Here is a 15,491-nt window from a genome sequence, read left to right on the forward strand (position 1 = left end):
ATTTGCCTTGTTCACCGATTGGCCCCTGCGGCAAGCTCTGGAGCGTCTGCACGCGTTTCCCCGGGATGCAGGCCTGATCCAAGACTATCCTGCCGGTGCACTTCGCCGCCGTTGAGTGGACTCTGCCGCGCTGCAAGCAACAGGGCAGCAAAGGCAAGGACACCCAGCGCCGCCGGGATGCTTCGATACGTGAAGAATGCGTGGATTTGGCTGTGGTTGCTCAACACTTCGTACCAGATGACAACGACCAGCGCTGCAAGCGACAAAAGGGGCCAAAACGCAACTGCACGCAGTCCGTTCCGGCGCCACGCGACCAGCAATGCCAAGACAATGGCCAGCACGGTCAGACACAACACAACTTTGGCTGTCGGCAGGTGGCCTAGCCAATAGTTCCAGTTCGCTGCAGTGGGGGCAAACAAGTCCTTGCTGACATTGTCCCACTCGCCTGTGGTTCGGAAATCAACCGTCGCGCGAACGTTCTTGTAGGTTGTGCGGACACCAAGGAACAATGCCGCAATGGCCCAACGTGACGCCCAGGTGCCAGCAAACGCTATGATCCAAACCGCGGCGGCCAAGATGCCGCCTTGCAGCACAGCCTTGGCGTTGCGCGTTCTAATGTAGGTAATTCCGGCTACAACAGCAGTGCACATCGCCCAAGACATGGCAGGTGTGGTCAACAGGTCCATGTAGCAGAACAGGGCCGCCGAAAATCCGACGCCGAACACCATCGTGCGAGTCGACTTCCCGGCCGCCCACGCGCTGATGGCAACACCGAAGAGGACCGTCGACACCGACATGGCGTGGCTGAAGGAATTGGATGGGGTTGACATAAGGTTTGTCGAAAAAAAGAGTGGCAGCAGCAAACCGGCAGCCGCCCATTTTCCGGCCCGGCGCGCCACCACTGAAAAAGCAACAACCAAACTCGCAGCCAGCATTCCGCCGGCGACTATCCGCAGCCCATCCAGGCCAAAGAATGCCAGCACGGGACGTGTGATCACTGTGTATCCCGCCCAGTACCTGTAGTACTGGCCCACTTGCACGGGATCCACCTGTCCGCCTGAGGCGAGCAGCAGAATCTGGTCTTTGCCCGTGTGGCAGCTGCCAATTCTGGGCATGGCAATGGCACGCTCGAATGCGTTTTTGTCGACCGAGCCGAGGCCGGTCCCGGCGACAACGCACTCTGTGAATGTGTCCGCGGAGCCGCCCATGCGATCGGCAGCGCCGGAGAAGCCGTAGGTGCCGTTCGCCACCGAGACAGCCAGCTTGTCAATGATTGGTTTGTCGGGCACGGCCTGGCCTGCGATGAGAAGGCTAAAGAAGACCATCTGCAAAGCCGCCGCACCAAGGATGAATACAAGGGCCACCCGTCGAATCTCGCGCCAATTCCACGGGCCCAACTTTTTCCGCGATTCAGTTGTTGGCGGTGTAGTCACGATTCAACCTTCAATGCTGGTATGGCGAGATAGCTCGTACGGATGTTCTCTTGCCTGACTTTTCGAAGCCCATCCAGGATCACACCTATCATCAGGGTCAAAACGGACAGGAGAACGAGCGTGGAAGCCAGAACTGCAGTCGGAAGTCTTGGGACAAGCCCAGTCTCCGCAAAATCGACCACTATGGGGGTGCCAAGGACTATCCCCGCCAGGAACAGGACGGCTGACAGCAGGCCGTAGACCATCAACGGCCGCTCCTGCTGGAGCAGTTTCCCAATCATGGACAAAATGCGGAACCCGTCGTGGTAGGTGCGCAGCTTGCTCTCGGTGCCTTCGGCCCTGTCCTTGAAGTTGACGGGCACCTCCACTTGCGGCATGCGCGCATTGATGGCGTGGACGGTCAGTTCAGTTTCAATTTCAAAGGCCCGCGACACGGCGGGAAACGACTTCACTAAACGGCGCGAAAAGACCCTGTACCCGCTGAGCATGTCCGTTGCCGGGTAGCCGAAAATCTTGCTGACAACGGTGTTGAAGGCCTTGTTGCCCAGCTCATGGCCTGCCCGGTAGGCCGTCGCGGTCTGCTGGGTCCGGACCCCCGTCACCTGGTCATGAGGACCTGACAACAGCGCTTCGATAAGGTCGGAAGCAACGGACGCGTCGTAGGTGTCGTCACCGTCGATCAGCAGATAGACGTCGGCGTCGAGGTCTGCCATGGCCCGCCGGACCACATTGCCCTTGCCTTTGAGCGTTTCGTACCGCACATGGGCACCGGCGGCCCGCGCCACCTCATCTGTGCCGTCGGTGCTGGCATTGTCATAGACGTAGATCTCAAGATCAGGGACCGCCGTCCGAAGATCAGTCACCACCTTGGCAATGGCGCCAGCCTCATTGTGGCAGGGGATGATTGCAACTTGACGTAAAGACACCCGTCCTACGCCTTGCCGATGACGCGGTAGGTGACGCCGTCCCACTTGTCTGCGGAGCTCACGCGCCGGCCATCGATGAATGCCTTGATGCCGGGCAGGCTGGCCGGGGTCAGTTCGCGGTATTCCGCGTGGTCGGCCTGGACAACTGCGGCGTCCACGGCCTCGCCGAGGTGGTACGGCACAAAGCCGAGCTTGGCCAGTTCCTCATCCGTGTACATGGGGTCGTGGACCAGGGCGGTGCCGCCGCGGCGGTTGATGGCCTCAACGGCGTCGAACACGCCGGAGAACGCAGTCTCCTTCACACCGCCGCGGTAGGCGGCGCCCAGGACGACGACGCGTGCCCCGGTGAGGTCGCCGTAGGCACCTTCCAGCAGGCCAATCGTGTAGTCGGGCATGTCGGCGTTGGCCGCACGTGCTGCCCGCACCACCGTGGCTTCCGGATCGTTCCACAGGTACAGGCGGGGGTAGACGGGGATGCAGTGGCCGCCCACGGCGATGCCGGGCTGGTGGATATGGCTGAACGGCTGCGAGTTGGAGGCGGCGATGACCTGGTAGATGTCGATGCCGGTCTTGGCGGCGAAGCGGGCAAACTGGTTGGCCAGGCCGATGTTGACGTCGCGGTACGTGGTTTCTGCCAGCTTGGCCAGCTCGGAGGCCTCGGCCGAACCCAGGTCCCACACGCCGTTGGGGCGGGTGAGGTCGGGGCGGTCATCGAAGTCAAGCACGGACTCGTAGAATTCCACTGCCTTGGCCGCACCGGCCTCGGACAGGCCGCCAACGAGCTTGGGGTACTTGCGCAGGTCCTCAAAGACGCGGCCGGTCAGGACTCGTTCCGGGGAGAAGACGAGGTGGAAGTCCTGGCCCTCGACCAGGCCCGAGCCGGCTTCCAGTGCCGGCTTCCAGCGGCTGCGGGTGGTTCCAACGGGCAGGGTGGTTTCGTAGGCCACCAGCGTGTTGGGGGTCAGGTGGCGGGCCAGCTCGGCTGTTGCCGTGTCCATCCAGCCGAAGTCAGGGTTGGCGTCCTTGTCAACGAAGAGCGGCACCACCAGCACCACGGCGTCGGCGCCGGGCACAGCGTCGGCGTAGTCCGTGGTGGCACGAAGCTTGCCAGCGGGAACCAGCTCGGCGAGCATCTCCTGCAGGTGCGCTTCGCCCGGGAACGGCTCCGTTCCGGCGTTCACGAGGTCCACGACGGCCTGGTTGACGTCGACGCCAACCACCTCGTGCCCCTTGGATGCAAACTGAACTGCCAGGGGCAGACCAATCTTACCGAGCGCGATAACTGCAATCTTCACGTTTTAGTAGCCTTTTCTGTGGAACCTTGGTGGCGGACCGGAGCATGCTCAACCGGCAGTTACTGACTAGAATATCGACATTTGGGCCTTGCTCGCGTCAGGTGAGAGCTAAACCACTTTGAGTTCGCCCGATCCTTCGCCGCTATTCGGCGAGCTTGCGCGCTATGAAGGGTGCCATCAAGGTGGAAAACTCACCATTGAGATGGTCCGGGTCGTAGTACACCGGCATCCGGCCCACAACGGCGTAGCAAAGGTTCTGGTCGCAGAAGTGCTCCGTCAGGTCAACGAGTTTCACCCGCTCCGATTTGAGGGCAATGGCTGCCGCAACGAGCGGGTCGGCAGGGTGGGCTTTTTTCCGGTCCACGGCGCAAGACAGGGGATCTTCCGGGTTGAGCGCCACGCAGTTGCTGTCCCGGATTGAACCGTTCAGCGGCGGGTCGGCCAGCACCACAACGGTGCTGCCGGCCTCCGCCCAACGGTTCCAGAACTTCGGCAATGCCTGGACGTATTGGTCCTGTTGGCTGCGCCCGGAGCCGTCGTCGATCAACTCATCCCTGGCGAAAATGGAATAGAAGACCTTGCTGGGCCGCTCTTCCTCAATCATGGAGGCTATGGAGCGGGCGCCTTCCATGCACGCCTGGGTTACCTTTTCGTCCTTGTTGCCACGGTAGCCCTTGAAATTCACCTCTGCCACGGGACACCCGCCCAGCAGGGCATAGTTCAGCTTCCACTGGTTGGCCTTGGCCAGTTCAAGGACAGCCAATTTCCACTGCTCTGCATGTGAATCCCCTGTGAGCCAGACAGATTCGGCGTCCTTCTTTCCACCGGAGTAGTCGCAGACAACAACATCCTTGACACCCGGAGGCGTTCTGGAGGGGTCCACGACGCATTCCGGCGCGGAGGCATAGTATCTGTTGGCGTCACCCATGACAGTGCTCGTGGCCGGGCCAAGCGGGTCCGGGCATTTCTCTGAGACGGGCAGCGCGGCGGGGCCGGCGCAAGGGTTTTGAAGCAGTTGTGCCGACACCAGCAAGGCTTGGTCCTGCCTACTGCCGGCCCCCAGGACAAGGCCCCCGGACAGCAATCCGAGGATCACTATTCCCGCGCCCATTGCCGCGAAGGTGGTTCGCGGCCTTGTTCCCATGACTCGCCACGACTTGCCGTTGTCCTCCACCAGGGTCTTGGTTGCCCAGGCCAATGGCAGGCACAACAGCGCGATTGCCATCTTGTGCCAGGAGTTCAAGGGCATTGACAGCAGGAATGGGGCCACCACGATCATGGGCCAATGCCATAAATAAATGGAGTACGACACGTCTCCCACCAGCTGCACCGGCTTCCAGCCAACCACTGAGTTGAGCGGGGACCTTACCTGGTTCATGCCGCCTGCAATGACCGCCAGTGTTCCCGCCACCGGCAGCATTGCCGTCCACCCCGGGAATTGTGTGGCCGGGCTGAACGTGAGGGCCGCGCCGGCTATGGCAACCCAGCCGGCCGCTGCCAAGGCGGTGCCCATTGCCCGGGTCGGCACGACTCTTGAGGCCAGCAGCCCCAACAGCCCTCCACAGGCAAACTCCCACACCCGCACGGGCGTGGCGAAGTATGCCGGGCTGGGGCTTGTGGCCGTGAAGTAGATGGAGAAGGCCAGGCTGCCCAGGCCCATTGCGGCCATCCCGAGGAGAAGTGCACGCCTGGGCGTGCCAAGCTTGCTGCCCAGGAGGTAAAGACCGTAGAGGGCAAGCGGCCAAAAGATGTAGAACTGTTCCTCAACGGACAGGGACCAGTAGTGCTGGGCTACTGTGGCTTGGTTGTTCAGTGCCGAATAGTCAACGGACTGGGCGGCCAGGGACCAATTCTCCACGTACAGCACACTCATCAGGGTCTCCCGGGCCGTTGGGGCCCAGTGCGCGTAGGGCACCCACAGGAAAACGGCCACAGAGCTGACGGCCAGTACCAGGAAGGCGGCAGGCAGCAGGCGCTTGATGCGCCGTGCATAGAAGGTGGCCAGGCGGATTCTGGACGTTGCCGAGAGTTCCTTCACCAGATGCGTCGTGATGAGAAAGCCTGAGATCACGAAGAAAACATCCACGCCCACAAAGCCGCCAGTGATGCGGTTGGGCCACAGGTGGTTCAACACCACCAAGCCCACCGCAACGGCGCGGAGGGCTTGGATGTCTGCACGAAAAGCTGCCCGGGCCGGCCGCCGGCGCAATGCTTGCTGCGGTGGGAGCACAGCGTCTTCGCGTTGATCCGCAGTCACAGGTCCTCAATCCGATCATTGGTAACCCACATCGGGCATTGTTGGCCGATGGGGCAAGGGGGCTTGCCTTATGCGCCGCGCATTTTCGCCACGGCCTCATGGATTGGCCCGTCGAAACGGACTTCGCCGTGATCGAGGAGGACGCCGCGGCTGCAGATCCGTGAGACGAGGTCCAGGTCGTGGCTTACCACCACAAGGGTCTTGCCCTCGGCTGCCAGTTCCTGAATCTTGGCAATGCATTTCTTCTGGAACGGCTCGTCGCCAACGGCGAGGATCTCATCGACCAGGAACACTTCCGGATCCGTGTGGACCGCAACCGAGAACGCCAGGCGCAGGTACATGCCTGAGGAATAGAATTTCACTTCGGTGTCAATGAACTGCCCAATTTCGGCAAAATCCACGATCGACTGGAAACGGTCATTGATTTGTTCCTCGGACATGCCCAGGATTGCGCCATTGAGATAGACGTTTTCCCGCCCGGAAAGATCGTGGTGGAAGCCAGCGCCGACCTCGATCAGTCCCGCGACCCGCCCCCGGGTCCGCACGGTGCCGCTGTCTGGGATCATGACCCCGGAGATGTGCTTGAGCAGGGTGGACTTGCCTGAGCCGTTGAAACCCAGCAGCGCAACGGTTTCGCCTTGCTGGACGTCAAGGGCAACACCCTTGAGCGCATGGAACTTCTCGGACAGTTCTCCCTTGCGGCCCTTGATGAGCCACACAAATGCTTCCTTGATGGATCGGGAGTGGCGCAACACAAATTGCTTGTTGACGCCTATTACTTCAATGGCAGTTGTCATGCTAAAGCTCCTGCGCGAATCGGCCTTCGAGCCTGCGGAAAGTCAGTTGACCCCAAAGCAGGATCAAGGCGGATATGACCAGTGCCACCGGAACCCACAGTGAAATCAGGTTGGGCGGAATGCTTGCACTTCCGTCTGTCGTGGGCAGCCAAAACGCGTAGTGGAAGGTTTCCACGGCCACGGTGATGGGGTTCATCTGGTACACGATGAACCAGGCTTCCCCCAGCTTGGCCTGCACCATGGTCCAGGAATACATCACCGGTGAAGCCCAGGTGGCCACCATCAACAGCATGTCCACGAAGTTTTCCGAGTCCCGGAAATAGACATTTGCCGCCCCGAACAACAGGCCCAGGCCTGTTGCCAACAAGGCCACGATGACAAATCCAAGCACCGCGGCAAACAACTGCAGCAACGACGGGTGCCAACCACTGAACAGGCAGGCTGCCAGCAAGATCACCAGCTGGGGGAAGAAGTGGACGGCCGAAACCCAAACCGACGCCACCGGGAACAACTGGCGGGGCAGATAGATCTTCTTGATCAACCCGCCATTGCCCACGATGGACCGTGAGGCGTTTCCCAATGCCTCAGTGAAAAAGTTGATTAGGACAATGCCCGAGAACAAGTAGATTGCGTAGTTCGGCAATCCGGACTTGTTCGTCGGGCTTTGCTCCAGCCCCAGGAAAACACCGAGTGCAATGTAAAAGACAATGAACTGCACGCCAGGCTTCACATAGGACCACAGCAGGCCCAAAACAGAGCCGCGATAGCGGACCTTCAGTTCCTTGCGGACCAAAAGCTTGAGCAGGAACCGGGCCCGCACCACGTCCGCCAGTCCGCCACTAACCCCCGGGCGGACCAGCTCACTGTTTGATTGCGTCATCTGCTATTGGTTCTCACTTTTTTCACTGTGTGCGGCAAAAGTCTTTTCCCAGGCCGCGATGGAGGTGATCTCGCCCAGGGCAGCCTTGTACTGTGCGCTCAGCTTCTGCCAGTCCTTCAACAGGGCCGCGTGCAGCTTGGCGCTTTCGGCCATCATCCTGCGCAGTTGCTTGGGATCGCGCTTGTACCAGGATGCGCCTGTGCCTTCTGCGTTGGAAACGACTGCTGAATCGTACTGGGACATGCGCCACCACCGGTTGTCCTGGTGGGCAACATTGGCCTGGGGCCGGTCCTTGCTGGATTCGGAAACCGGCGCGGAGAGCTGGCGGACAACGGTTTTTGCTGCCCACGGCAACAGTCCAACGTAGGACGGGGGTGTCACGCCGTGGCCGCGCTTGGGCGGCTTGTCCATCTTCGGTGCCGGGAATGAGTCCGGGTCGGAGGAGAACTGCGAATCCGAATAGCTGCCCATCATGGAACGGATCTCCGGCAGCTTGCCCGGCAGCAGGCTGTGCAGCTGGTCAGGTCCGTCCAGGAGGTCGCGCAGCGCCATGATGCGGCCCTGTGCGGTGGCGTACTGCATCGACACGAGGTGCTTGACGTCGTAGGAGTATGACTGGCGCACCACCTTGCCACCGAACTCGTAGGGGCTGTGAATCAGCGCAGCGATGAAACGGTTCCGTGCGTGGAAGTATGCCTGCCAGCCAACGAGGTCGTCCTTGTCGATCCATGACACGTGCCAGACGGCAGCACCGGGCATGGAAACCGTGGGGTAGCCCGCAGCCTTCGCGCGCAGGCCGTATTCGGCGTCGTCCCACTTGATGAAGACCGGCAGCGAAAGGCCAATTTCACGGATGACCTTGGTGGGGATCATGCACATCCACCAGCCGTTGTAGTCAACATCGGTGCGGCGGTGGAGCCAGCCCGTGTGCCGCAGGTTGGAGCTGAGGAAGTCGTGGCCCAGGGTCATCTCGTCGCTGGGGACATCCGGCTGGAACGAGTACGGGTTCACGACTTCACCGAAGGTGTGCAGCACGGTGCGGTTGTACAGGTCGAACATGTGCCCGCCGACAATGGTCGGCGTCTTGCACAGGTCAGCAAAGGTCAGCAGGCGGATGATGCTCTCGGGCTCCACCACGACGTCGTCGTCCATGAGCAGGGCATAGTCGCTGCCATTTTCAACGGCCTCGTACATGCCGCGGGCAAATCCACCCGAGCCGCCCAGGTTGTCCTGGTTGATAATGCGCAGCTTGCCTGCCAGGGCCTGTGCAACCTCGTCGAAACCGGGCGCATCGGCAACCTTTTGGGTGCCCTGGTCCACCAGGATCAGTTCCTTGACGTGCTCCAGTGCCTGCGGGTTCTCCGCCAGCAGCTTGAGGTTGTTGATGCAGAAATCGGTCTTGTTCAGCGTCGTGATTTCCAGGGTGATGGACCCGGGTTCCTTGGCCTCGCCTTCGGCCTGCCACTCGGCAGCCTTCAGGATCACCGGGGTGGAACCGGCCACCAGGTCAAACCAGTACCAGCCGCCGTCGCCGAAGGGCTGCAGCGAAAGGTCAAAGTTGCTGACGGTGTCGCCTTCAACCCGGACAGAATCAACGCGCTGCAGGGCGCCACGGGCGTTGGACTTGTAGACGATGACGGCGCCCGTGCCGGAGGTTTCAACGGAGAGCCGCACGGAATCGACTGTGGTCCAGCGGCGCCAGTAGCTCGCCGGGAAGGCGTTGAAGTAGGTGCCGAAGGAGACACGTTCGCCCGACCGGACGGCTGTTGAGTAGCGCGAGAGGAAGTCCTCAACATGGACTTCCTTGCTGGGTGCGCTGACCGTTTGGGTGCGCTTTGCATCGCGCATGTTGTTGCCGCCGCCGATGGTCGGCAGTTGCACGCCTGTGGCGCTGCCGGTGTCCATGTACAGGGGGGCAGTGTCCATCTGGCTCTGCTTGGGCAAGATGACCCGCTGCAGGGTGCGCCACTGCACGGACTCCGGTGCCGCCGTCGTGTTTTCCAATGACTCAACTACGCTCACGCGTCAACTCCTCCGCTTTGCAGCTTTGCTCCGCCGGTGAAGTGCGGTTTGATCTTGTTGTCGTACATGTTCAGGGCCGAACCGATGGCCATGTGCATGTCGAGGTACTTGTAGGTGCCCAGGCGGCCGCCGAAGAGCACGTTGTTCTCGCCGCGGGCAAGGTCGCGGTAAGCCAGCAGCTTGCTGCGGTCATCGCTGGTGTTGACCGGGTAGTAGGGCTCGTCGCCCTTCTCTGCGAAGCGGCTGAACTCGCGCATGATGACGGTGGCGTCCTTGGTGTAGGCGCGCTCCGGGTGGAAGTGGCGGAACTCGTGGATGCGCGTGAACTTCTGTGCCTCGTCCGGGTAGTTCATGACGGCGCAACCCTGGAAGTCCTCGATGGGCAGGACTTCCTGCTCCAGGTCGATCGTGCGCCAGGAGAGGTCGCCCTCGGCGTAGTCGAAGTAGCGGTCAACGGGGCCGGTGTAGATGACCGGGACCTGGCCGGTGACGGCCTTGCGGGAGTATTCGCCGTCGTCGAAGAAGTCGGTGTTCAGCACAACCTCAATGTTCGGGTGGTCGGCCATCCGCTCAATCCACGCGGTGTAGCCGTCAACGGGCAGGCCCTCGTAGGTGTCGTTGAAGTAGCGGTTGTCGTAGTTGTAGCGGACAGGCAGGCGCGAAATGATCTCAGCCGGCAGGTCCTTGGGGTCTGTCTGCCACTGCTTGCCCGTGTAGTGCTTGATGAACGCCTCGTACAGGGGGCGGCCAATGAGCTGGATGCCCTTGTCGTTCAGGTTGGCCGGATCGGTGCCGGCCAGCTCGCCTGCCTGCTCCTGGATCAGCGCGCGCGCCTCGCCCGGGCCCATGGAGGAACGGAAGAACTGGTTGATGGTGCCCAGGTTGATGGGCATCTGGTAGACCTCGCCGTTGTGGGAGGTGTACACCTTGTGCTGGTAGTTGGTGAACTGGGTGAAGCGGTTCACGTACTCCCAGACACGTTCGTTGGAGGTGTGGAACAGGTGCGCGCCGTAGCGGTGCACCTCGATGCCGGTCTGTGCCTCGTTCTCGCTGTAGGCGTTGCCGCCGATGTGGTGGCGGCGGTCGATGACGGCCACTTTCAACCCCAGCTCGGTGGCGGCACGTTCTGCAATGGTCAGGCCGAAGAAACCTGAACCGACGACGACTAGGTCAGCGTTCACAAACTCTCCTGTGGTGCTTGGTAGCGATTTCCGGGCACAGCGGAGCCACGGACTATCTTCCTAGGTTACCCGACCGTTACCCGGTGGCCTGTCCCGCGTGGCCATGCTCACAGCAACTCGGGAGGCCGGTTCCTCCACAGGTGCACCAACCCACTGCGTTGTTGACAATGCACGACGCCGGGCACCTCCTGCGTGTTCGGCCCGCCTAGGCTGGCGGAACGGGGTGAGGGTCAAGGGGCGTTCCGGCCCGCATCCCCGGGCTGGACATGGAAGGGGAAGTGCCATGCTGCTGGAAATCACTGTGGTGGCCGGGCCGGGACTTCACGGTGCGGCCCTGAACCAGCCGGAACCCTTCCCACTGGGCGGGTTTGGCACGGTCGCTGCGGGGACCCACGGGGATGGCCTTGGCCTTGTGGAGCTGACAGTCACCTGGCCGGAGGCTGCGGCTGCCACCTGTTCGGGCAAGTCGCTGGCCACGGCCCTTCACACCCTCTGGCCGGGCCGGACATTCACGGTTGCGGACGCTCCGCTGGAATCCCTGCGGGCAGGGGTTGCACCCCTGGTGCACGGCGCCGTGGTGGTGGCCTGGCCCGGGGAGCGGGCAAGCAGCGGCCTGGCTGCAGTGCCGGCAGCAGTGTCGGCTGCAGGCAGCACGGTTGGCAACGTCGGGGCCGCGGCCGTGTTGGCGGTCAGCGCCGGTCCCGGCGCCGGGGCCGTCTTTGCCCTGCACCGGGGCGAATACAGCCTTGGCCGCGGCCGGTGCCGGATCCAGTTGGCTGACCCCTCACTGTCCAGGCACCACGGCACGCTCACTGTCGGGGCGCAGACGGTCACGCTTTCCCCCGCACCCGGCGCTTCCGGTTTCACAGTCCGGCCTGCAGGGCGGTGGAGCCCGGCTGGTCCGGTCCACAGCCGCGGCACGGTGGCCTTGGCGGAAGGCACCACCATTGGCTGTGGCAGCAGCCTGCTGGAACTCCGCTTCCCCGGGTTGCCCGGTGAGGCCCCGGATGGCAGGAACGGCACGGACTCCGGGCCGCCGGGCACCTTCATGCTGGATCCCGCAGCACTTGAAGCGCTCGTCGTGGCAAAACCTTCCGGGCCGGCCGGTGGCCGCTGGGCCCTTGCGATGGCCGGCGCCCTGCCCCTTATGGTGGGGATCGGCCTGGCGGTGGCAACGGGCTCCTTGATGTTCCTGGCATTCTCGGCGATGGGTGCTGTGACGTGGCTGGCGCCGCTGCTGGGAGGCTCCCGGCGCCGGAAGTCTTTCCGGGCAGCCGTGCTCAGGGCAGTGGCCCAAGATGTTGCGCGCCAGGCGAAAGCCTTTCCGGATGCCGCGGCACTTGTCATGGATTCCCCCCTGGCCACAGCTCCGCCCAGAATGGCGGGTTCTCCCAGGGCATCAGCGGGCCTGGCCCTGCGGCTCGGGACAGCCACACAGCCGGCGCATGTCACGGTGTCCCCCGAGGACCCGTCGTTCGCCGTGCCCGCGATTCCGGCACTTCCGCTCTGTGTTTCCCTGGAGTCCGGCCCGGTGGTGGTCAGCGGGCCCGCCGGGGCGGTGCTGCACATGATTCACTTTGTGCTGATGCAGCTGGATGCGGCAGGGGTTCCCGTGGTTGTCCTTGGCCCTGCCGGACGCATCCCCCTGTCCGCCCGCTTCCTGCCCCACACTGTCCTTGCAGCCACCGCCGGGGCAGCCGGCCAGGCCCTGTCCAATTTCTGCGGGGACACCGGCAGCCCCTCGCCGGCTGCCGTCCTGGTCAGCCTCGACACGCCGGCCCCCACCTTGCCTGCTGGGCTCTCCGGCGTGCGCCAGTTGCATTTTTCAACTGAGGGCACGGACCGGGTGGGGTCGGCGGCTTCCCACTCCAGCGTCATGCCGGCGGCCCCTTCCAGTTCGCCACCCGCAGCGGCGGGCCCGGCGGGGCACCCGCAGCCGGTCATGGCGCCACGGCCCACGGTCTGGCTGGAGGCGGCGGGCAACAGGGTGGTGGGATCCTCGGCGGGGCGGCTCTTTGTGCCCGACGGCGTCCCGGCACGCGTCTTCGACGGCTACGCCCGCAACCGGGGCGGCCGGGAATCAGCATGGCGCACGGTTGGCCCGGGGGCCGCCTCCTTCCCGGCTGGATCCACCTCTCCCGGTTCCGGTGCCTTGTTGCCATCCACGGTGCCCCTCGCTGGCCAGTGCACGCCGGAGGGCCTGGAGCGCGAATGGGCGTTGTCGAGGTGCGGGCCCTTGCGGCCGGTGCCGCTGGGGTGCTCCGCCACGGGAGTCACCATGCTGGACCTTCGGCGCGACGGCCCGCACCTGCTGGTGGGCGGCACCACGGGCTCCGGCAAGTCTGAGCTCCTGCGCACGCTGGTCGGAAGCCTGGCGGCCGCGCACTCCCCCGCGGACCTGCACTTCGTCTTCATTGACTTCAAGGGCGGGGCGGGGCTTGGTGTCCTGCGCGGGCTCCCCCACACCAGCTCGCTCGTCACGGACCTGGGCGGTGGAGGGATGGAGCGCACCCTGGCGTCGCTGAGGGCGGAACTGCAACGCCGCGAGGCCGCCTTGGCCCGGGCAGGGGCCGCGGACGCCCTCGAGTACCGGACCATGGCTTCGGCCCGGCCGGCGGAGAATGCACAGCTGGACGGAGCCAGGCGGCGGGATCCGCTGCTGGCCGGGGAGCACTGCGCCATGGCCCACCTCGTGGTGGTGGTTGACGAATTCCGCGTCTTGGTTGACCAGTTCCCGGATGCCATGAACGAGCTCATGCGCATTGCAGCAGTGGGCAGGTCACTTGGCATGCACCTTGTCCTGGCCACCCAACGGCCCCAAGGCGCGGTCAATGCCGACATCCGTGCCAACATCACCAGTTCCATCTGCCTGCGCGTCCAGAGCGCCTTTGACTCCACGGACGTCATTGGCACGGCTGCGGCCGCCGGCATCGGCGTCTCAACGCCGGGCCGCGCCTTCATCAGCAGGGCCGGCAGCGCGCCGGAAGAATTTCAAAGCGCCACCCTGCGCCTGCCTGCCGGCCCGTCAGGTGGACTGCCGCGGGTGGAGCAGGCCGGGGACCGGCTCCGGGCCCTGGGCCCGGAGGAAACCGCCGCGGTCCACGGCCCGGGACCCAGCCTCGTGGCAGCGGCAATGAACGGCGGGAGCGGCGTGGAGGGCGTTGCCGCCGTGATGCACGAAGCCTGGCGGAGAATCAACAGCAATGGAAACCCGGGGCCGCAGGCGGCGCCTGCCGTGGTGGCCCCCGAGTTGCCCGACAGCACCGCCGTCGGGGGTGCCTGCCGCGCCATGGAAGGGCCTGGGACTGCCGGCCGGCACGCGCATCCGCAGCGCACCGAGGGCGTTGTCCTGGGCATGGTGGATGTGCCTGAACAGCAGAGGGTGGGGCCGCTGCTGTGGCAGCCGGGCGTCCACTCCCATGTGGCCTTTATTGGCACGGCCGCCGAAACTTCCTCCGCTGTAGCGCTGCTGGCGGACCAGCTGTTGGATGGCAATGCCAACGACTCCCCCGGTTCTGAACCGGTCCTGCTCTACCTGCTCGACGGCGACGGCTCGCTGGCGGCGCTGGCCGAAAGCCCATGGGTGGGCAGCCATGTGTCCCCGGATCAGCTGAGGACCACTGCCCGGCTCGTGGCAAGACTTGCCGAGGCCTCGCGCGCCGCTTCCGCCATGCTGGTGCTGTGCATCACCGATTGGGGGCGCTGGACCACGGCCTTGCGGAACAGCCCGTGGCACGGCACCGAGGACGGCATTGCCGAGCTGGTGCGCTTTGGCGGACCGTTGCTGGCGGTTGTTGTGGGCGGCGGCAGGGAATTGCTGGGCTCCAGTTTCCTGCCCTCCGTCCCCAACAGGGTCTTCCTGGGCCATGGCAGCAACACCGATTCAACGGCTCTCTGGCCCAGGCTGCCAGCGTTCAGTCCCATGCCCGGCAGGGCTGCCATCGCCGGCCCCATGAATGCCGCGGCCTCAGGCGGGGCCGGTGAGGCAATGCATGTGGCCCAGTTTGGCCGGCCCGTGCCTGCGGGAGCCCGCCCGCACGCCGCAAGGCCCGCGGCTGCCGGCAGCGCGGCCGCAGGGACGCTGCGGGTGGTGCCGATCCCCTCGATCCTGGCCATGCCCGAGATGACGCGGACAACCGGCGCGTCGCGTGAGCCCACGGCGCCCGGACGGTCCCTGTTGCTGGGTCTGGGAGGGGATGGAAGGCAGCCCGTGGTGGCCGCACCGGCCCCGGGCATTGTCATGCCGGTGGTGGGAAGCCCGGGATCGGGGAAAAGCAGCTTCCTGCGGTCGATGATCCAGCTGAACGGCGGCACGCTGCTGGGCCCGACGTCTTCGCTGCCTGCCGGTCTTGAACCGGACCGGCCGCTATGGCTGGACGACGCAGCTTCGCTGTCCCCCGGCCTGCTGCACGCTGCCGGACAGTGGCTCGAATCCGGGGGCGCCGTGGTGGCGGCGTTCAACCACCCGGGCCCGGCCCTGTCCCGGCTGCCCCTTGACTGGGGGTTGCGGTCGACCCAACAGGGCATTGTGCTCAGGCCGCAGCGGCCCGGCGATGGCGAACTGCTGGGCGTCCGCCTCGACACTTCCGGCGACGAGCCGCCGGGGCGTGCGGCGCTCATTGACCGGGGGCGCATCTCCTGGTTTCAATTCCCCCTGGCGGCACCGCAAGAATCCCCCTGAAATCCAAGGCCAAAACCGG

9 protein-coding genes are annotated in these 15,491 nt (G+C 64.2%); 1 reads left to right on the forward strand and 8 read right to left on the reverse strand.

What is annotated here, in order from left to right; genetic code table 11:
- Positions 1-11 precede the first annotated feature (11 nt).
- From PCK14_RS04010 to glf, 8 genes are all read right to left on the reverse strand, one after another.
- Positions 12-1,433, reverse strand: coding sequence for a hypothetical protein (locus PCK14_RS04010; protein ID WP_269937175.1), 1,422 nt, complete (start codon positions 1,431-1,433; stop codon positions 12-14).
- Positions 1,430-2,359: a glycosyltransferase family 2 protein gene (locus tag PCK14_RS04015; protein ID WP_269937176.1), complete on the reverse strand. Its 930-nt coding sequence runs from the start codon at positions 2,357-2,359 to the stop codon at positions 1,430-1,432. The genes PCK14_RS04010 and PCK14_RS04015 overlap by 4 nt, the downstream gene beginning before the upstream one ends.
- Positions 2,360-2,364: 5 nt before the next feature.
- Positions 2,365-3,654 carry a nucleotide sugar dehydrogenase gene (locus tag PCK14_RS04020; protein ID WP_269937177.1) on the reverse strand — a complete coding sequence of 430 codons (1,290 nt, stop codon included), beginning with the start codon at positions 3,652-3,654 and terminating at the stop codon, positions 2,365-2,367.
- A gap of 142 nt (positions 3,655-3,796) precedes the next feature.
- Entirely contained in the window at positions 3,797-5,911 is a 2,115-nt protein-coding gene (locus PCK14_RS04025) for an acyltransferase family protein (RefSeq protein WP_333474343.1), read from the reverse strand.
- 68 nt (positions 5,912-5,979) lie between these two features.
- Positions 5,980-6,708: an ABC transporter ATP-binding protein gene (locus PCK14_RS04030; RefSeq protein WP_269937178.1), complete on the reverse strand. Its 729-nt coding sequence runs from the start codon at positions 6,706-6,708 to the stop codon at positions 5,980-5,982.
- 1 nt (position 6,709) lies between these two features.
- Complete coding sequence (locus tag PCK14_RS04035; protein WP_269937179.1) at positions 6,710-7,588, reverse strand: ABC transporter permease; 879 nt, start codon at positions 7,586-7,588, stop codon at positions 6,710-6,712.
- A 3-nt stretch (positions 7,589-7,591) separates the two neighbouring features.
- On the reverse strand, positions 7,592-9,514 hold the full coding sequence (locus PCK14_RS04040; RefSeq protein ID WP_269937262.1) for a glycosyltransferase: 1,923 nt from the start codon (positions 9,512-9,514) through the stop codon (positions 7,592-7,594).
- Positions 9,515-9,606: 92 nt separating this feature from the next.
- On the reverse strand, positions 9,607-10,791 hold the full coding sequence (gene glf, locus PCK14_RS04045) for a UDP-galactopyranose mutase (RefSeq protein ID WP_269937180.1): 1,185 nt from the start codon (positions 10,789-10,791) through the stop codon (positions 9,607-9,609).
- Between the two features lie 283 nt (positions 10,792-11,074).
- Between glf and PCK14_RS04050 the strand changes: the two genes are divergently transcribed.
- Positions 11,075-15,472 (forward strand): FtsK/SpoIIIE domain-containing protein, encoded by a 4,398-nt coding sequence (locus tag PCK14_RS04050; RefSeq protein WP_269937181.1) that lies wholly within the window; start codon positions 11,075-11,077, stop codon positions 15,470-15,472.
- The last annotated feature ends 19 nt before the right edge of the window (positions 15,473-15,491 follow it).

It is taken from the genome of Arthrobacter sp. HY1533 (genome assembly GCF_027568515.1).
Lineage (GTDB): Bacteria > Actinomycetota > Actinomycetes > Actinomycetales > Micrococcaceae > Specibacter.

What these genes read in the sequence shown, in the direction of transcription:
- PCK14_RS04035 (WP_269937179.1), bottom strand. Translation starts at nt 7,588, where the DNA reads ATGACGCAATCAAACAGTGAGCTGGTCCGCCCGGGGGTTAGTGGCGGA.
- PCK14_RS04040 (WP_269937262.1), bottom strand. Translation starts at nt 9,514, where the DNA reads ATGGACACTGCCCCCCTGTACATGGACACCGGCAGCGCCACAGGCGTG.
- PCK14_RS04050 (WP_269937181.1), top strand. Translation starts at nt 11,075, where the DNA reads ATGCTGCTGGAAATCACTGTGGTGGCCGGGCCGGGACTTCACGGTGCG.
- PCK14_RS04030 (WP_269937178.1), bottom strand. Translation starts at nt 6,708, where the DNA reads ATGACAACTGCCATTGAAGTAATAGGCGTCAACAAGCAATTTGTGTTG.